The sequence below is a fragment of the Micromonospora sp. WMMD708 genome, from assembly GCF_049315245.1.
Lineage (GTDB): Bacteria > Actinomycetota > Actinomycetes > Mycobacteriales > Micromonosporaceae > Micromonospora > Micromonospora wenchangensis.
The window spans coordinates 727,281-744,946 of sequence record NZ_CP186060.1 but is presented as its reverse complement, the minus strand read 5'-3'; the positions used below and the strand labels follow the sequence as shown (position 1 = coordinate 744,946).

Here is a 17,666-nt window from a genome sequence, read left to right as displayed (position 1 = left end):
GTCGGTGGACTGGCCTAGGGTCGGTCCATGACCGAGTTCGACGCGGCGGCCGCAGCCGTACAGGCCGCTCTCGACGCGGGCGCCCGGTATGCCGACGCCCGGGTGATGCACCTGCGCTACGAGTCGATGTCCGCGCGCAACGGCGCGATCGAGGAGCTGACCCAGGACGAGAGCCTCGGCCTGGGCGTACGCGCGCTGGTCGGGTCGGGGTGGGGCTTCCATGCCGTACCCGAGCTGTCCGACGCGGCGGCCCGCGCGGCCGGCCGGCGGGCCGCGGAGGTCGCCGCCGCGAGCGCCCGGGTGGCCGGCCCACCGATCACCCTGGCCCCGGCCGAGCCGGTGGTGGCGAGCTGGGCCTCCGACTGCGCGGTCGATCCGCTCGGCGTGCCGCTGTCCGACAAGGGTGACCTGCTGGTCCGGGCCACCGGGGCGGCGCGCGGGCAGGGGGCCGACCTGGCCGAGGGGCTCTACCAGATCTGGGACACCCGCAAGTGGTTCGTCTCCAGCGAGGGGCACCGCATCGACCAGCACATCCGCGAGTGCGGCGGCGGCATCTCGGCCACCTCGATCGGCGAGCACGAGACCCAGCGCCGCTCCTGGCCGAGCTACCGGGGCCAGTACGGCACCACCGGGTGGGAGCTGGTCGAGTCGCTCGACCTGACCGCGCACGCCGCCCGGATCGCCGACGAGTCCCGGGCGCTGCTCACCGCGCCGGAGTGCCCGGCCGGCGAGACCGACCTAATCCTGGGCGACGAGCAACTCGCGTTGCAGATCCACGAGTCGGTCGGGCACGCCATCGAGCTGGACCGCATCCTCGGCTGGGAGGCCGCCTTCGCCGGCACCTCGTGGCTCGACCTGGCCCAGCTCGGATCGCTGCGCTACGGCTCCGAGCTGATGAACGTCACCATCGACCCGACGATCCCCGGCGCCCTGGGCAGCTTCGGCTTCGACGACGAGGGCTCCCCGGCGGTCAAACGCGACGCGGTACGCGAGGGCCGCTGGGTCGGGGTGCTCGCCGGCCGGGACTCGGCCGCCGTCGCCGGCCTCGGTTACGGCGGCAGCGTACGGGCCGACGGCTGGGCCCGACTGCCGATGGTGCGGATGACCAACGTGGGCCTGGAACCCGGCCCGCACACCCTCGACGAGATCATCGCGGCCACCGACGACGGGGTGCTGATGGACGTCAACCGGTCCTGGTCGATCGACGACCGGCGGCTGAACTTCCAGTTCGGCTGCGAGATCGCCTGGGAGGTGCGCAACGGCCGGCGCGGCCGGATGCTGCGCAACCCCACCTACACCGGCATCGGGCCGCTGTTCTGGCGGTCGATGGACATGCTCTCCTCCGAGATCGTCCCGTGGGGCACCCCGAACTGCGGCAAGGGCCAGCCCGGCCAGATCGGCCACACCGGGCATCCGGCCGCGCCGGCCCGGTTCCGGGGCGTCCGGGTGGGGGTGCGGGCATGACCGGCCTGCGCGACACCGGGGCGACCGAGCTGGACGTCGCCGCCCGGGTGGTGGAGCTGGTCCACGAGATCGCCGGCCCGGCCGCCGAGGCCGAGGCCACCGTCGTCCGGCACGATCTGGCGTTGACCCGGTTCGCCAACTCGTTCATCCACCAGAACGTCGCCGAGTCGCAGCTGACGGTCCGGCTGCGGGTGCACGTCGACGGGCGGACGGCCGCCGGGGGCGGCAGCCTGGTCGGCCCGGACGGGCTGCGGGCCCTGGTCGGGCGGACCCTCGCCGCGGCCCGGCTCTGCCCGCCCGACCCGGCCTGGCCGGGGCTGACCCCACCGTCGGCGGTGCGCTCCAACGGCCTGCTCGACGAGGCCACCGCCTACGCCGAGCCGGCGGCCCGCGCCGACCGGGTCCGGGCCTTCGTCGACGCGGTGGGCGGGCTGGAGGCGGCCGGGTACTGCCGCACCGCCTACCGGTCGGGGGCGTTCGCCAACTCGGCCGGCCAGGCGGCGCAGGGGCGCACCACCGAGGCGGCGATGGACGGCATCGCCCGCGCGGGCGGCGCGGACGGGGTGGCCCGGCTCTGCGCCGGCCGCCTCGACGAGGTGGACGGCACGGCCCTGGGGGTCCGGGCGGCGGCGAAGGCACGGGCCGCCGCCGACCCGGTCGAGCTGCCCCCGGGCCGGTACGAGGTGGTCCTCGAACCGGCCGCCGTGGCCGACCTGTTGCAGAATCTCGCCTGGTACGGCTTCAACGGCAAGCGGCACGTCGAGGGCCAGTCGTTCGCCCGGCCCGGCGTCGCCCAGTTCGATCCGGCGGTGACCCTGGTCGACGATCCGACGTACGGCGGGGCGATGCCGTTCGACCTGGAGGGCACCCCACGTGCGGCGCTGACCCTGGTCGAGGCGGGCACCACCCGCGCGGTGGCCCACGACCGGCGCAGCGCCGCCGGTGCGGGCACGGCGTCGACCGGCCACGGGGCGTCGGGCGGCGCCACCTTCGGCCCGATCCCCCGTAACCTCCGGATGCCCGGCGCGGGCACGGCGGCGGCCGGCGGGGGTCCGGACGGCGGCGCGGCGGGCCCGGGGAGCGGGGGCGGCCCGGTCGCGGGGGCGGTGGCGGACGCGGACACCGCCGCGCTGGTCGCGCCGATGGCCCGGGGGCTGCTGGTCAGCGACTTCTGGTACACCCGGGTGCTCGATCCGAAGAGTCTGGTGATCACCGGGTTGACCCGCAACGGGGTGTGGCTGGTCGAGGACGGCGTACCGGTGCGGGCGGTGCGGAACTTCCGGTTCACCGAGGCGTACCCCCGGGCGCTGGGGCCGGGAGCGGTGCTCGGCCTCGGCCGGCGGCCGGTCCGCCAGCCGGACCGGTTCGACGGCGGCTGGTGGGAGGGGCCGCCACTGCGGCTGGCCTCGTGGAACTTCACCGGCGGCGCGTCCGGCTGACCGGTGCCGCGACGCCCGCTCGGCCGGCCCCGCACCCGCCTGACACCCACGGGACATTGATCATGGCTCGGGTCTTTCCAAGGTGCGGGACACACGGGACACTGCGTTGCGCGGCCCGATCGTGATGATCGGCGTAACGTGTGTCACTTAGCTGCGCCGATGTCCCGGCGCGGCAGCCTGCTTGCGCACCACGCGGCAGTGGACACGGTCCGGCCGGTCCACTGACCGGCACGGAACGTGAACCGCCGCCCGCGAGGGCCCGTCCCGTCAGGAAGACGACTCGAATGACATCAACGGCAACGAAGCCGCGGGGGGCGCGGGCGCGCGCCGCCATCGCGGCGAAGACGTTGCGGACCGACCGCTGGTGGTTCGCCCCCCTGATCACCGTCGTCGGGCTCAGCGCCTGGGTGGCGTACGCGACCGTCCGGGTGTTCATGCACAAGTGGTACTGGGTGGACCAGTACCACTACCTGACGCCGTTCTACTCCCCCTGTGTGACCGACCGGTGCGTCGAGGGCTCCTCGCACTTCGGCAGTTTCCTGCCCGGCTGGTGGATCATCCCGGATGCGGCGCTGACCCTGCCGTTCCTGCTGCTGTTCCGGTTGACCTGCTACTACTACCGCAAGGCGTACTACCGGTCGTTCTGGCTGTCGCCGCCGGCCTGCGCGGTGCCGGACGGGCACAAGTCCTACTCCGGGGAGACCCGCTTCCCGCTGCTCGGGCAGAACCTGCACCGCTACTTCTTCTACGCCGCCGCGCTCATCTCGCTGATCAACACCTGGGACGCGGTCCTGGCCTTCCACTCACCGGAGGGCTTCGGCTTCGGGCTGGGCAACATCATTCTGCTGGGCAACGTGGTGATGCTGTGGGCGTACACCATCTCCTGCCACTCCTGCCGGCACATCATCGGCGGGCGGCTCAAGCACTTCTCCGCGCACCCGGTGCGGTACCGGGCCTGGACGTTCGTGTCCAAGCTGAACACCCGGCACATGCAGCTCGCCTGGATCACCCTCGGCACGCTGGCCTTCACCGACTTCTACGTGATGGCCGTCGCCGCCGGCTGGTTCACCGACCTGCGGTTCATCAACTAGAGGGCGCGGCGACATGACCACTACCACTCGCATCGAACGACACCACTACGACGTCGTCGTGATCGGGGCCGGCGGCGCCGGCCTGCGCGCGGCGATCGAGGCCCGGCTCGCCGGCAAGAAGACCGCGATCATCTCCAAGTCGCTCTTCGGCAAGGCGCACACGGTGATGGCCGAGGGCGGCGCGGCGGCCGCGATGGGGAACGTGAACAGCCGGGACAACTGGCAGGTGCACTTCCGCGACACCATGCGCGGCGGCAAGTTCCTCAACAACTTCCGGATGGCCGAGCTGCACGCGAAGGAGTCGCCGCAGCGGATCTGGGAGCTGGAGACGTACGGGGCGCTCTTCGACCGGACGAAGGACGGCAAGATCTCCCAGCGCAACTTCGGCGGGCACGAGTACCCCCGGCTGGCGCACGTCGGTGACCGCACCGGCCTGGAGCTGATCCGCACCCTCCAGCAGAAGATCGTCTCCCTCCAGCAGGAGGACAAGCGCGACCTCGGCGACTACGAGGCCCGGATCAAGGTCTTCGCCGAGACCACGATCACCGAGCTGCTGCTCGACGGCGACCGGGTGGCCGGGGCGTTCGGCTACTACCGGGAGTCCGGCGAGTTCATCCTGTTCGAGGCGCCGGCGGTGGTGCTGGCCACCGGCGGGGTCGGCCGGTCCTACAAGGTCACCTCGAACTCCTGGGAGTACACCGGGGACGGGCACGCGCTGGCGCTGCGTGCCGGGGCCACCCTGATCAACATGGAGTTCCTCCAGTTCCACCCGACCGGCATGGTCTGGCCGCCCTCGGTGAAGGGCATCCTGGTCACCGAGTCGGTCCGGGGCGACGGCGGCGTGCTGAAGAACTCCGACGGCAAGCGGTTCATGTTCGACTACGTCCCCGACGTCTTCCGCAAGCAGTACGCGGAGACCGAGGAGGAGGCGGACCGCTGGTACACCGACCCGGACAACAACCGGCGCCCGCCGGAGCTGCTCCCCCGCGACGAGGTCGCCCGCGCGATCAACAGCGAGGTCAAGGCCGGTCGGGGTACGCCGGCCGGCGGCGTCTACCTCGACATCGCCTCCCGGCGTTCGGCCGAGGAGATCCGTCGCCGGCTGCCGTCGATGTACCACCAGTTCAAGGAGCTGGCCGACGTCGACATCACGGCCGAGCCGATGGAGGTCGGGCCGACCTGCCACTACGTGATGGGCGGCGTCGAGGTGGACCCGGACTCGGGGGCCGCGTACGGCACCGTGCAGGGGCTGTTCGCCGCCGGTGAGGTCTCCGGTGGCATGCACGGCTCCAACCGGCTCGGCGGCAACTCCCTGTCCGACCTGCTGGTCTTCGGCAAACGGGCGGGCGGGCACGCGGCGTCGTACACCGATCAGTTGACCTCGCGCCCGAAGGTGCCGGTGAGCGCGGTGGAGACCGCCGTGGAGACGGCGCTGGCGCCGTTGCAGCGGGACACCGGGGAGAGCCCGTACACCCTCCAGCAGGACCTCCAGGCGGTGATGGGGGATCTGGTCGGGATCATCCGCCGGGAGGGTGAGCTGGTCGACGCCCTGCGCCGGCTGGCCGAGCTGCGCGAGCGGGTGGCGAAGGTGAGCGCGGTCGGCGGCCGGCGCTACAACCCGGGCTGGCACCTGGCGCTGGACCTGCGCAACATGCTGGTCGTCTCGGAGTGCACCGCGAAGGCTGCGCTGGAGCGGCAGGAGTCGCGCGGCGGGCACACCCGGGAGGACTTCCCGACCATGGACCCGAAGTGGCGTCGGGTCAACCTGGTCTGTGCGCTCGACGGGGACACCGTCCGGCTGGAGCACAAGCCGCTGCCGAAGATGCGGGCCGAGCTGATCGGCCTCTTCGACCGTACCGAGCTGGCCAAGTACCTGACCGACGAGGAGCTGGCCGACTTCGACGCCCTCACCGAGGAGGCGAACTGATGGGAAGCAAGAGGGAGTTCCGCATCTGGCGGGGCGACGAGACCGGCGGTGACCTCCAGGACTACTCGGTCGAGGTGAACGAGGGCGAGGTCGTCCTCGACGTCATCCACCGGCTCCAGGCCACCGACGCGCCGGATCTGGCCTGCCGGTGGAACTGCAAGGCCGGCAAGTGCGGCTCCTGCTCGATGGAGATCAACGGCAAGCCCCGGTTGAGCTGCATGACGCGGATGTCGACGTTCGAGGAGTCCGAGACCGTCACGGTCACCCCGCTGCGCACCTTTCCGGTGATCCGGGACCTGGTCACGGACGTCTCGTTCAACTACGAGAAGGCGCGGGAGACGCCGGCCTTCGCCCCGCCGGCCGACCTGGCCCCGGGCGAGTACCGGATGCAGCAGGTCGACGTGGAACGCTCGCAGGAGTTCCGCAAGTGCATCGAGTGCTTCCTGTGCCAGAACGTGTGCCACGTGATCCGTGACCACGAGGAGAACAAGCCGGCCTTCTCCGGCCCCCGGTTCTTCATCCGGGCCGCCGAGCTGGACATGCACCCGCTGGACGCGAAGACCGACCGCAAGCAGTACGCGCAGCAGGAGCAGGGGCTCGGCTTCTGCAACATCACCAAGTGCTGCACCGAGGTCTGCCCCGAGCACATCAAGATCACCGACAACGGGATCATCCCCATGAAGGAACGGGTCGTCGACCGCAGGTACGATCCCCTGGTATGGCTCGGTAGCAAGATCTTCCGTCGGGGCGAGACGCCCCCGAGCACCGCGAACAGCGGGGGAAAGGGGTCCGTGGTGCACAGCGGCGCCCGTCAGGCTGGAGTCCACTCGCACGCCGGAGGCTCCGGCGACCCGGCCGCAGAGGCCCAGGCCCAGCAGGGCGTGAACTGGCACCGCGAGGTCCCGCACCCGACCATGCCGGCGGTCGACGACCGGGGCAAGCTCCCGCTGACGGAGTTGACCTTCGACCGGGCGGCGGCCCCGTCGCCGTTCGGCGACGACGTCACCTTCCCGCTGCCGCCGGAGCACCTCAACTTCGCCCACCCGAGCCAGGACGAGAAGCACTGAACCGGCCTGACGGGCACTGAACCGGCCCGACAGGCACCGGGCCGGACGAACGGCACCGGGCCGGGACGGCCGGGCACCACTCGGCGCGACATCCGCCGGAGCGGGCACGACGAGGTCGACGGGGGTCGACGGCACACGCCGTCGGCCCCCGTCGCCGTCCCGGCCCGGTACCCGCCGCCGTCAACCGGCGGCCAGCAGCGGGCGGAGGGCGGCGACGATGGGCACGTCGGCGGGCAGCCAGGTGACGCTGTGCAGTTCGTCGGCGGTCAGCCAGCGCATCGCGGAGTGCTCCAGCGCGCGCGGCTGGTCGCCGTGTAGCAGGCGTGCCGCGTACACCTTCAGCACCGACCGGCCGTGGGCCATCCGGACGTCCCGGCCGACCCGGTCGCCGATCTCCACCCGGACGGCCAACTCCTCGGCGCACTCGCGGACCAGCGCCGCCGTCTCGCTCTCGCCCGGCTCGACCTTGCCGCCGGGGAACTCGAACATGCCGGCGACCTCGGGGGGCGCGGTACGCGCGCAGGCGAGTACCCGCCCGGCGGAGATGATCGCCGCTCCTACGACCACCCTCGGCTCACGCCTGTCGCTCGGTCCGTTTTCGCTACGCCGTTCGGTCTGCACGGGCGTCCAGCGTGCCAGATCAATCGTCGGTTTGGGTACCGTGGCCGACCGGTAGGCCAATAAGAGACGGAAGTGTGGGCGTGGACACACCGCCATCAGGCCGACAGACTGTTAACACCACGAGGACACGGGACGGCGACGATTTGGCCACAAGCCGGCAACGGCGCCTGGGAGGTGCGGTGATGCGCGCGCTGTTCACCAGTCGAAGCAAGCACGACTATCTCAGTGACGCCCTCACGCTCCTGCACGGGTGGACCCGCGACGGAGAGCAGATCCGCCGCACCCTGGTCATGGACGACACCCAGCACGCGGCGCTGACCGAACGGGTCAAGGTCGTCGCGGACGCGCTGCGGCTGCGACCGGACATCAGCCGGCGGGACACCGAGACCCGGATCCGGGTCGGGCACGGTGACGGGGAACCACTCACCGAGGGTGAGGTGCTGCTCGCCGCGCGGATCGAGGACGCGTACCGCGCGGTGATGGCGGACTGAACGCCCGGCGGCGACGCAGGCCCGCCCGCTTGCGCCATCGTCGACCCCCTCGTCAGTCGCGTCCCCGCCAGCCAGCCTAGAGCCGTCCGGCGCTCGACCCGCTCGGCGGAACGTCCGACCCGTCCACGCCGAGTGGTCGGAACACCACCCTCGGTCGGCTCAGCGCATCGGCTCGCCCTGCGCCGTCGGCAACCCCAGCGCCTGGCGTACGGCCAGTTCGGTGGCCGGGTCCGGATGCTGCCCGGCCTGCGCGACCACCTGGAGCAGCCGGCCCCGGTCGGGTTCGCCGTCGGCGTCCCGCCAGGCCGGCTCGTCCTGCTCCATCTCGGTGAGCAGCCGCTCCATCGCCGGGCGGACGGCCTCCGGCCAGGTCTCCCGGCGCAGCCGGAACCACATGTCGGTGTGGATGGTCTCAGCCCGCCGCACCGCGTCCCGCAACCCGGCCGGGGTGCTGGTCGGCGCACCGGCCACCAGGGCGGCCCGCTCCTGCGTCCAGTCCCGGCTGGCCAGCAGGTAGCCGAGCTGCGCCGGGTCGAGCACCGTGGTGTCCATCCGCAGCGACCGGGACAACCCGCCCGGAGCGGTCAGGTAACAGGTGATGGTGGGGTCGGTGGACCAGTCGACCCGGGTCGGCAGGTACCAGCTCAGCCGCACCTCGGCCGGCAGGCCCAGTGGATCCACCACGTAGCTGCGCTGCCGCTGCCGGCACAGCGTCTCGGCCCGCTCGGAGAGTGCCGCCGCACCGGGGTACCGCTCGTCGGCGGAACGCTCGTAGGCGGGGAAGTCGTCGACGTACTCGGCGTGGTGCGGGACGTCGCAGGCGACCCGGGTGACCTCCTCGGGCGCGGTCCGGCTGGCGGTGGCACCGGACGGCACCCGGAAACAGTCCCCCACCCGCAGCCCGCGAAGCCCGGGGTCCGGGTCGGACGCGGTCATCGTGACGCCCAGAGCCACCAGCCCGGCCAGCACCCAGCCACCGAGCAGCACCAGCCCGGCGATCACCAGGCCCCGGCCCCGCTCGCCGTCCCGCCTGATCCGGCGCAGCGCGAACCCGGCGGTGACCGGGGCCAGCACCCCGCCGAGCAGGCCCAGCACCAGCGTGACCACGGCCAGCCGGTTCAGCCGGCCCCGGGCGGCGGGACGCTGCGGCCACGGCTCCCAGTCGGGCACGGCATCCGACGCCCGGCCCGCCTCCGCGTCCCCGGTGCCGCCCGGGGCCGGGTCGCCGCCCGGGGCCGGTGCCTCACCGCCGGCGGGGGCCTGAGCCTTGGCGGCGGGGGCCGGGGTCACCGCAGGGGACGGGGGCGCGTCGGCACCGTCGGGGGCCGGGGTCGCCGCGTCGGCCGGGGCCGCGTCGTCGACGCCGACCGAGGTGTCCGGCGGCTCCGGCCGCGACTCGTCGGCGGGCTGCGTCTCGGAACGTTCGCTGGTCACACCGCTTCCCTCCCCCGTCGCCCGCGTCCGGCCAGGCATGGGGAGACTAGTCGACCGGGCTGACGGGCGGACAACGGCCGACACTGGCGCCCACTTCCTACCGTGGAACCCATGGCAAATGTGACGTACGACCGCAAGGAGCAGTTCCAGCAGATCCGCAGTGGACTACTCGACGGCGAACAGATCATCGCCGTCTACGACGCCATCGGCACCGGCACCGGGTTCATCGGCCTGACCGACCGGCGGGTGATCATCCAGGACCGGTCGTTCGTGGGCAAGAAGTTCGCGATCACCAGCATCCCGTATTCGAAGATCACCAGCGTGAGCGTGGTGAGCAACAAGTCGTGGGGCGGGGAGTTCTTCTCCACCGGCTCGATCGCCGTGCACGTCGGCACCCACACCTACGAGGTGGAGTTCCGGGGCGCGCAGAAGAGCCACCACGTGCACAACGTGATCCTGCACTACATCTCCTGACCACCGGCCCGCCCGCCGACGCCCCGGCCTCCCGGCGGCCACCTCACGGCCGGCGGGCGGGACCACCCGTGGCGATCAGGGCGTCGAGGATGTCCCGGGCCGCGGTGAGCCGCTGGATGGACGCGGTGATCCGGGCCCGTTCCCCGGCCAGGCCGTCGAGCAGTTCGGGGCAGGTGGGGGCGAGCACCGTGGTGTCGTCCGGCACGCAGGGCAGGATCTCGGCGATCACGGCCGTACCGAGCCCGGCCGAGAGCAGCAGCCGGATGTGCCGCACCGTGGTCAGGGCCTGCTCACCGTAGTCGCGGTAGCCGCTCGGCCGCCGCTCGGGCCGCAGCAGGCCCTGTTCCTCGTAGTAGCGCAGGGCCCTGGTGCTCACCCCGGCCCGCCGGGCCAGTTCACCGATCCGCATGCCGCACAGCAGACCGCGGACTTGACCTTCACGTCAACGAGAAGGTCTACCGTCCCCGGCATGAGCGATCGACAACTCACGCACCGTACGCCGGTGGCGGTGCTCGGCCTGGGTCCGATGGGCCGGGCGCTCGCCGCCGCCCTGATCTCCGCCGGGACGCCGACGACCGTCTGGAACCGTACGCCGGACCGGGCCGGCCCCCTCGTCGCGCTCGGCGCGACGGCCGCGCCGACCGTCACCGGGGCGGTCCGGGCCGCCCCCGTCGTGATCACCTGCCTGCGGGACCCGGCGGCTGTCGGCACCGTGCTGGCCGCCCACGACGACTGGGCCGGGCGGACCGTCGTCGACGTCACCACCGGCCGACCGGACGAGGCGCGGGCGCTGGCGGAGTGGGCCACCGGGCACCGGGCCGACCTGGTGAAGGGAGCCATCCTGTCCCCGACGACGACCATCGGCACTCCCGCCGCCACGGCCCTGTGGTGCGGCAGCCGCTCCGGCTTCGACGCCGTCCGGCCCATCCTGGCGGCCTTCGGCGGCACCCCCGGCTACCTCGGCCCGGACCCGGGCGCGGCGGCGGCGTACGACATGGCGCTGCTCGACCTGTTCGGCACGGCGGTCAGCGGCCTGACCCACGCCTTCGCGCTGGCCTCGGCCGAGGGCATCGCCCCCCGGTCGTTCGCCCGCTACGCCGCCGGAATCGCCCCGATGCTCGCCGAGATGACGGCCCGCTTCGCCGATCAGCTCACCGAGGACCGGTTCCCCGGCGACCGCTCCACCGTCGCCTCGGCCGGCGCGGGCCTCGGCCACGTCATCGCGACCACCGACGCCCACGGCATCGACTCCGGGGTGTTGCGGGCCGCCCGGTCGGTCGTCGAGCAGGCGGTCGCCGCCGGTCACGGCGACGACGGCCTCGCCCGGCTGGCCCGGTCCCTCACCCCGGCCCGCCCCGGCTGACCCCCGCCGCGGTTCGGCCTTTGGAATACTCGGGCACATGCGGACGACTCTCCACAGTGGCCGGCGGGAGCGGGTGCGGCGTGTTCCTGCGTGACGTGCTGGCCACCGACGTCGAGGCGTACCAGCGGATGCGCTGCGACCCGGCGATGATGGCCGAACTCGGCGGACCGCTGCCGGCCGCCCACGTGGCCCGGCAGGTCCGCCGGGACGCCCGACTGGCCGCCGACGGCGTCGCGCTGATCAAGATGATCGTGGTGGACGACACGGTCGCCGGCACCGTCACCCTGTGGCGCGGGCCGGGCGACGGGGCGGTCACCGAGATCGGCTGGATGGTGCTGCCCGAGTTCCAGGGCCGGGGCCTGGCCAAACGTGCCGTCCGGGAGCTGCTCGACCAGGCCCGCACCGACGAGCGGGCGGACACCGTGCACGCCTTCCCGGCGGTCGGCAACGGCCCGTCGAACGCGATCTGCCGGGCGCTCGGGTTCAGCCTGCTCGGCGAGGAGGACGTCGAGTTCAACGACCAGGTCATCCGCACCCGGCACTGGACGCTCGACCTGACCCGCCCGGAAACCGGGTTGCCCCGCTGACCGGCCCGCTGCTTGGCTGGGGACGAAGCCGACCGGAGGGAGCAGACGACATGTCGTACGCCACGAGGTCCACCCAGGCGCCCACCATGGACGAGCAGCGGGAATCGAGGCTTCATGACCACCAGCACCACCACGGCAGTGCCGGCGCGACCATGCGCCGGTGACACCGGACCGACCGGCACCCCGTACGGGGGTCGCTGATGTCGGTGTTCGATGATCCGGGCCACTTCGGCAGGATGTGGGCCGACAGCTACGACAGCCCCGGCAACCCCGACCCGGGCCCGGCGGTGGACTTCCTCGCCGAACGGGCCGGCGACGGGCGGGTGCTCGAACTCGCCGTCGGGACGGGTCGGGTGGCGTTACCGCTCGCCGCCCGGGGCGTACCCGTCGACGGGGTCGAGGCGTCACCGGAGATGGTGGCGAAGCTGCGCGCCAAGCCCGGCGGCGACGGCGTCCCGGTCACCATCGGCGACATGGCCGACGTGCCCGTGACGGGCCCGTACCGGCTGGTCTACCTGGTGTTCAACACCCTGTTCAACCTGGTCCGTGCCGAGCGGCAGCAGGACTGCCTACGCAACGTGGCCCGGGTGCTGGCCCCCGGCGGCGAGTTCGTCGTCGAGGCGTTCGTGCCCGACCCGGCCGGCTTCGACCGGGACGAACAGGTGCAGATGCGGTCGGTGACCGAGGACTCGGCCACCATCCGGCTGCACCGGTACGACCGGGCGGCGCAGACCTTCGTCCGGCAGACCGTCACCTTCGACCGCGACGGCGTGCACCTGGAACCGTTCGCGATGCGCTACTGCTGGCCGGAGCAGATCGACGAGCTGGCCCACCGGGCCGGCCTGCGGCTCGTCGAGCGGTACGCCGACTGGCACCGGCACCCGTTCGACGACACCAGCACGTCGCACATCTCGGTCTACCGCCGCTGAGGGGTGGACCGGCCGGGGTCGGGGCACACCGTCCCGACCCCGGGGTGTGCCGGCGTACTACAGCCGTTTGATCATGCGGATGGCGGTGGCCTCGAAGCCCATCTGCTCGTAGAGCGCCCGCGCGCCGGTGTTGAAGCCAAAGACGTTCAGCCCGATGGCGACCACCCCCAACTCCCGGCACAGCCGCTCGGCGGCCTCGATGATCGCCCGGCCGTGGCCCTGGCGGCGCAACTCCTCGCGCACCTCGAAGTCGTAGCCGAAGGCGTGCAGGCCGTCGGACTTCTGCTCGAGGTGCAACCAGAGCCGACCGACCTCGGCGTCGCCGTCGTACGCCGTCCACAGCCGGTGCCCCTCGGTGCCCAGGCCGTCGGGCAGCAGTCCCTGGAAGTCCTGCCGGGCCTTCTCCTGCGCCTCCGGCAGCGGCATCGCCCCGGAGGCGACGATGTTGCGCGCGTAGTTCTCCTCGGCGTGTTCCCGGTAGCGGAGGTACTGCTCGTCGGTCATCGGTTCCAGTCGCAACGTCACGCCGTCACGGTAGGCCCGCACCGCCCCGGCCCGCTGCCCGCGACGGGGTGACGCGCGGCTCACCCCGGCCTGCGACGTCAGGGGCGACGCGGCGGTCAGAAGTCGATGAACCCGGCCACGACCTCGTCCACCGTGCCGTCCGCGCGCGGCGTGCCGTAGAAGTACACCGAGCCGTACCCCCAGAGGTAGGACCCGACCATGTCCTCCAGTTCGCCTGCCACCGGCCACCCCTCCTCGTCGACCTGGAAGAGGAAGTCGTGCCCGTCGGCGAGCACCGCGTCCGCGTAGGTCGGGTCGTTCTGGATGAGCACCGGTTCAGGGCCGATACGCACGAACGGAACGACGTCGCCGTCGCACTCCGTCAACGCGGCGCAGCGCAGCCCGGGCCAGCCGAACTCCGGGCGGGAGCCCCTCGGCGAGGGCAGGTGTAGGACGGCCCGCATCGCCATGCCCGGGTATTCGAGGTCGTCGTCGGCGATCTCGAATCCCTCGCGCAGCAGCACCGACACCTCACGACCGCCGGTCCAGGGCGCGCAGTCCGCGGGCAGTGTCAGGAGGTAACGGTGTGTCGTCAGCACCGGGTAGGACTCGATCGCGACCGGCGGTGCGCCGCCGATCCGCCCGCCGGCCCGGTTGTCCGGGAGCGTGGGTGTCAACGTCGTGACCATGGCCCGACCGTACCGGCAGGCTCGGACGTCGAAGCGGAGGTCCACCGCGTTCCGTGGCGACGCAGGGCAGGGGGCGGGCTAGCGCAGGAGGCCGGGACCGCGACTACCGAATGCTACGGGGACGGCATGACTGCGGTGCCCGAGTGGATGCGGCCGCCCCGCCCGGAGGGGTGGTACGCAGACGACCTCGACACGCTCACCGAGGCACCCGTCACACCGAACTGATCGACGGAGCACTCGTCTTCATGATGTCCCCCCAGCGGGTCTGGCACGCCCGGATCGTCACAGCGCTGGTGAACGCCCTGACCAACCAGGCGCCCCCAGGCGTCGAGGTCGACCGGGAGATCACGATCCGACTCGACAGATGGAACCGTCCCGAGCCCGACCTCCTGGCAGCGGCAGCACCTTACGACCCGTCGCGGACCTTCTACACACCTGAGGAGACCCTCCTGGTCGTGGAGGTGGTGTCGCCGGAGTCGGCGCACAGTGATCGGACGGTCAAGCTGCGCAAGTACGCGGAAGCCGGCATCGCCAGTTACTGGCGCGTCGAGGAGGAGGACGGCTCACCTGTGGTCCACGCCTACGAACTGGACGTGCCGACACGGGCTTACGTGGCGACCGGAATCCATCGACACGAACTGCGGACCACGAAGCCGTTCGTGATCAAGCTTGACCTGGACGGGCTGGTGCCGGGACGCAAGGCCTGAGCGCGGCGACCACCACACGCTGGAGCGGACCCCACCGGATCCCGTCGCCGGTCACCGTGACGGTGGCTCGGGAGCGCCCAGATTCAGGAACATCACGTGCAGCCCCATCAGGCCGTGCTCGGGGTGGTCGAACGCCCCGGGGACGGTGCGCCGGGAAGGGGACTCCATCCACCACCCGCGGGCCTGCTCCAGGGACAGGTTTCCCGGGGAACGCGTACGAGCGGCCCTGCGCCACGATCTCGCTGAAGAAGGGGTAGATCGTAGGCCAGTCGCCGTCCTCGGCGTCTCGGATCGTCACCGGATCACCGCAGGACCGGTCGACAGGCCCGACAACGCGATTCAGCCGGGCGGCACGACCCGCCGAGCTGTCCGCGAGAGGGTGGACCGGAACTACACGTTGAACCGGAACTCCACCACGTCGCCGTCCTGCATGACGTACTCCTTGCCCTCGATCCGGACCTTGCCGGCGGCCTTCGCCGCCGCCATCGAGCCGGCCGCGACCAGGTCGTCGTAGGAGACCACCTCGGCCTTGATGAACCCGCGCTGGAAGTCGCTGTGGATCACCCCGGCGGCCTCCGGGGCGGTCGCGCCGACCGGCACGGTCCAGGCCCGCGCCTCCTTCGGCCCCGCCGTGAGGTACGTCTGGAGCCCGAGCGTGCGGAAGCCGACCCGGACGAGCTGGTCCAGCCCCGGCTCGGACTGCCCGATCGACTCCAGCAGCTCGCGGGCCTCCTCCTCGGGCAGGTCCACCAGCTCGGATTCGATCTTGGCGTCCATGAAGACTGCCTCGGCGGGGGCCACCAGGGCACGCAGCTCGTCGAGGAAGGCGGCGTTGCCCAGCTCGGCCTCGTCGACGTTGAACACGTAGAGGAACGGCTTCGTGGTGAGCAGGTGCAGCTCCCGCAGGTGCTCCAGCTCGATCTTGGCGGCGGCGGCCCCGGCGTACAGGGTGGTGCCGCCGTCGAGCACCTCGACGGCCTGCTTCGCGGCGGTCACGGCGGCGGCCCGGTCCTTGCGGAGCTTGGCCTCCTTCTCCAGCCGGGGCAGCGCCTTCTCCAGCGTCTGCAGGTCGGCCAGGATCAGCTCCGTGTTGATCGTCTCGATGTCGTCGGCGGGCGAGACCTTGCCGTCGACGTGCACCACGTTCGGGTCGGAGAAGGCCCGCACCACCTGGCAGATCGCCGAGGCGTCCCGGATGTTCGCCAGGAACGCGTTACCCCGGCCCTGCCCCTTCGACGCCCCCCGGACCAGGCCGGCGATGTCGACGAACGACACCGGCGCGGGCAGCACCTTCTGCGACGAGAAGATCTCGGCGAGCTTGTCGAGCCGCGCGTCCGGCAGCCCCACCACCCCGACGTTGGGCTCGATCGTGGCGAACGGGTAGTTCGCCGCGAGCACGTCGTTCTTGGTCAACGCGTTGAACAGGGTGCTCTTGCCGACGTTGGGCAGGCCGACGATGCCGATGGTGAGACTCACGACGGGCCAGCTTACGCCGTCACCCGGCAGGCGGCCCCGTCGGCACCGCCGGGACGGCTCAGGCGGTGAGCAACCGGGGCTCGATCCGGGTCTCCCGCACCCCACCGGCACCGTCCGGCACCACCTCGTACGCGGCCACCCCGGCCCGGTCGGCGACCGCCTCGGCCAGCCGGGTGCCCCGGTAGACCAGCCCCACCCCGTCGTCGGTGCAGTGGCTGGCCGGCAGCGTGCCGTCGGCGACCAGCCGGTGCAGCAGCGGCCGGCGCTGTGCCTCGCTGTCGTAGTGCACCCCGTTGCCGTACGGCAGCCAGCCCAGGCCGTCGGTGTAGGCGCGCAGGTTCCGGCCGAAGCTGTCGGTGGTGCCGCCGACATGCCAGCAGATCGAGCCGGCGGAGACCCCACCGAGCACCACCCCGGCCTCCCAGCACTCCCGCAGGATCTCCGGCAGCCCGTGCACCCGCCACACCGCGCACAGGTTGGCCACGCTGCCGCCGCCGACCCAGATGATGTCCTGGCCGAGCAGGTGCGCCCGGACGTCCTCGACGTTGGGCATCGGGAACAGCGCCAGGTGCGACGGGCGGTAGCGGGTGCCGGCGAACGCGCCGTGGAAGACCGTCAGCGAGGTGGGTTGGTCGCCGACGGCCTGGTTGAGGTAGCAGATCCGCGGCTCGTCGGCCTGCGCCAGCCCGGCCATCAGGTCGAAGACCGGCCCGGGGGCGGCGTCCCAGGGCCCCCGGTTGCGGCTGGTGAATCCCATGCTGGTGGCGACGATCGTCGGTTCGGTGGCGGGCATGCTGGTCCTCTCTGCGGCTGGCTCCGCTGCCATCCTGCGCCACCGCCATCTCCCCCGGCCACCGGCCGGGGTCACCCGGCGAGTCGCCAGCCCGCCCCGCCGTCGGCCACCCCGGGCAGCTCGCCGGCCGCCGCGAGCGGCAGGGTGAGCCGGTCCCGGGCGTCCGGGCCGGCCCGTTCGGACTCGCCGAGCATCCAGCGCACCTCGTCGACAGTCCAGCCCAGTCCCCGCCGGCCGGCGATCTCCCGGACCAGCCGTCGGCCGACCCGGGTGTCGTCGTCGTAGAACCGCATGCACCAGTGGTGCGCCCACATGCCCAGCGCCCGCAGGCCGGCCGCGTCGAGCGAGCCGGCGAGCCGGCCGCAGGCGGTGTCGGCGAACGGCCGTGCCGGATCGTCGGCCCGGTCCCGCTCGATCGCGCCGAAGGCGGCCGGCGCGACCACCCGCATCCGGTCGTAGAGGCCCTGCGCGGCGGCGTCGTCCAGCCGCCCCCGCCCTGACCGAGGGTCACCCCGCCCGGTCACGCTCGCCATCGCCGCACCCTTTCTGGAGTTGGTGGCGGGACGCTACCGACCACTACCGACACTTTCCGAACCGGAAACTGAACCCG

At 72.4% G+C, this 17,666-nt stretch carries 19 protein-coding genes; 11 read left to right on the top strand and 8 right to left on the bottom strand.

Going from position 1 to position 17,666, the window contains the following annotated elements:
- Positions 1–27: 27 nt before the first annotated feature.
- The 5 genes from ACN260_RS03470 to ACN260_RS03450 all read left to right on the top strand — a co-directional run bounded on the left by ACN260_RS03470 (position 28) and on the right by ACN260_RS03450 (position 6,988).
- Positions 28–1,464, top strand: a complete 1,437-nt coding sequence (locus ACN260_RS03470; protein WP_422754671.1) for a TldD/PmbA family protein — start codon at positions 28–30, stop codon at positions 1,462–1,464.
- Positions 1,461–2,903 (top strand): TldD/PmbA family protein, encoded by a 1,443-nt coding sequence (locus ACN260_RS03465; protein WP_422754670.1) that lies wholly within the window; start codon positions 1,461–1,463, stop codon positions 2,901–2,903. The genes ACN260_RS03470 and ACN260_RS03465 overlap by 4 nt, the downstream gene beginning before the upstream one ends.
- 284 nt (positions 2,904–3,187) lie before the next feature.
- On the top strand, positions 3,188–3,994 hold the full coding sequence (locus tag ACN260_RS03460; RefSeq protein WP_422754669.1) for a hypothetical protein: 807 nt from the start codon (positions 3,188–3,190) through the stop codon (positions 3,992–3,994).
- A gap of 13 nt (positions 3,995–4,007) precedes the next feature.
- Positions 4,008–5,921 carry a fumarate reductase/succinate dehydrogenase flavoprotein subunit gene (locus tag ACN260_RS03455; protein WP_422754668.1) on the top strand — a complete coding sequence of 638 codons (1,914 nt, stop codon included), beginning with the start codon at positions 4,008–4,010 and terminating at the stop codon, positions 5,919–5,921.
- On the top strand, positions 5,921–6,988 hold the full coding sequence (locus tag ACN260_RS03450; RefSeq protein ID WP_422754667.1) for a succinate dehydrogenase/fumarate reductase iron-sulfur subunit: 1,068 nt from the start codon (positions 5,921–5,923) through the stop codon (positions 6,986–6,988). Before ACN260_RS03455 ends, ACN260_RS03450 begins: the two co-directional genes overlap by 1 nt.
- Positions 6,989–7,168: 180 nt before the next feature.
- Here the strand turns inward: ACN260_RS03450 and ACN260_RS03445 are convergent, their stop codons facing one another.
- Positions 7,169–7,609: a (deoxy)nucleoside triphosphate pyrophosphohydrolase gene (locus ACN260_RS03445; RefSeq protein WP_422754666.1), complete on the bottom strand. Its 441-nt coding sequence runs from the start codon at positions 7,607–7,609 to the stop codon at positions 7,169–7,171.
- A 182-nt stretch (positions 7,610–7,791) separates the two neighbouring features.
- Between ACN260_RS03445 and ACN260_RS03440 the strand changes: the two genes are divergently transcribed.
- A complete protein-coding gene (locus tag ACN260_RS03440; protein ID WP_088647517.1) occupies positions 7,792–8,100 on the top strand; it encodes a 4a-hydroxytetrahydrobiopterin dehydratase in 309 nt (102 codons plus the stop codon).
- A gap of 159 nt (positions 8,101–8,259) precedes the next feature.
- On the opposite strand, the gene ACN260_RS03435 is transcribed toward ACN260_RS03440, so the two are convergent.
- A complete protein-coding gene (locus tag ACN260_RS03435) occupies positions 8,260–9,534 on the bottom strand; it encodes a septum formation family protein (RefSeq protein WP_422754665.1) in 1,275 nt (424 codons plus the stop codon).
- Positions 9,535–9,645: 111 nt separating this feature from the next.
- Here ACN260_RS03435 and ACN260_RS03430 point away from each other — a divergent pair, with 111 nt between their 5' ends.
- Complete coding sequence (locus ACN260_RS03430; protein ID WP_302746275.1) at positions 9,646–10,008, top strand: PH domain-containing protein; 363 nt, start codon at positions 9,646–9,648, stop codon at positions 10,006–10,008.
- Positions 10,009–10,051: 43 nt separating this feature from the next.
- Here the strand turns inward: ACN260_RS03430 and ACN260_RS03425 are convergent, their stop codons facing one another.
- A complete protein-coding gene (locus ACN260_RS03425) occupies positions 10,052–10,417 on the bottom strand; it encodes a MerR family transcriptional regulator (protein WP_422754664.1) in 366 nt (121 codons plus the stop codon).
- Between the two features lie 60 nt (positions 10,418–10,477).
- Here ACN260_RS03425 and ACN260_RS03420 point away from each other — a divergent pair, with 60 nt between their 5' ends.
- The 3 genes from ACN260_RS03420 (at position 10,478) to ACN260_RS03410 (ending at position 12,887) form a co-directional block, all read left to right on the top strand.
- On the top strand, positions 10,478–11,371 hold the full coding sequence (locus ACN260_RS03420) for an NAD(P)-dependent oxidoreductase (protein ID WP_422754663.1): 894 nt from the start codon (positions 10,478–10,480) through the stop codon (positions 11,369–11,371).
- A gap of 80 nt (positions 11,372–11,451) precedes the next feature.
- On the top strand, positions 11,452–11,958 hold the full coding sequence (locus tag ACN260_RS03415) for a GNAT family N-acetyltransferase (protein WP_422754662.1): 507 nt from the start codon (positions 11,452–11,454) through the stop codon (positions 11,956–11,958).
- Positions 11,959–12,158: 200 nt separating this feature from the next.
- Positions 12,159–12,887 carry a class I SAM-dependent methyltransferase gene (locus ACN260_RS03410; protein WP_422754661.1) on the top strand — a complete coding sequence of 243 codons (729 nt, stop codon included), beginning with the start codon at positions 12,159–12,161 and terminating at the stop codon, positions 12,885–12,887.
- 57 nt (positions 12,888–12,944) lie between these two features.
- Here the strand turns inward: ACN260_RS03410 and ACN260_RS03405 are convergent, their stop codons facing one another.
- Both ACN260_RS03405 and ACN260_RS03400 read right to left on the bottom strand, forming a co-directional pair.
- Positions 12,945–13,412, bottom strand: coding sequence for a GNAT family N-acetyltransferase (locus ACN260_RS03405; RefSeq protein ID WP_422754660.1), 468 nt, complete (start codon positions 13,410–13,412; stop codon positions 12,945–12,947).
- 95 nt (positions 13,413–13,507) lie between these two features.
- Positions 13,508–14,080, bottom strand: coding sequence for a hypothetical protein (locus tag ACN260_RS03400; RefSeq protein WP_422754659.1), 573 nt, complete (start codon positions 14,078–14,080; stop codon positions 13,508–13,510).
- A gap of 110 nt (positions 14,081–14,190) precedes the next feature.
- Between ACN260_RS03400 and ACN260_RS03395 the strand changes: the two genes are divergently transcribed.
- Positions 14,191–14,787 (top strand): Uma2 family endonuclease, encoded by a 597-nt coding sequence (locus ACN260_RS03395; protein ID WP_422756602.1) that lies wholly within the window; start codon positions 14,191–14,193, stop codon positions 14,785–14,787.
- A 390-nt stretch (positions 14,788–15,177) separates the two neighbouring features.
- Here the strand turns inward: ACN260_RS03395 and ychF are convergent, their stop codons facing one another.
- From ychF to ACN260_RS03380, 3 genes are all read right to left on the bottom strand, one after another.
- Positions 15,178–16,263: a redox-regulated ATPase YchF gene (gene ychF, locus ACN260_RS03390; protein WP_088647525.1), complete on the bottom strand. Its 1,086-nt coding sequence runs from the start codon at positions 16,261–16,263 to the stop codon at positions 15,178–15,180.
- Positions 16,264–16,321: 58 nt separating this feature from the next.
- A complete protein-coding gene (locus ACN260_RS03385; protein WP_422754658.1) occupies positions 16,322–17,056 on the bottom strand; it encodes a Type 1 glutamine amidotransferase-like domain-containing protein in 735 nt (244 codons plus the stop codon).
- Positions 17,057–17,127: 71 nt separating this feature from the next.
- The gene (locus ACN260_RS03380; RefSeq protein WP_422754657.1) at positions 17,128–17,589 is read right to left on the bottom strand and encodes a hypothetical protein; all 462 of its coding nucleotides are present in this window, start codon (positions 17,587–17,589) and stop codon (positions 17,128–17,130) included.
- Between the last annotated feature and the right edge of the window lie 77 nt (positions 17,590–17,666).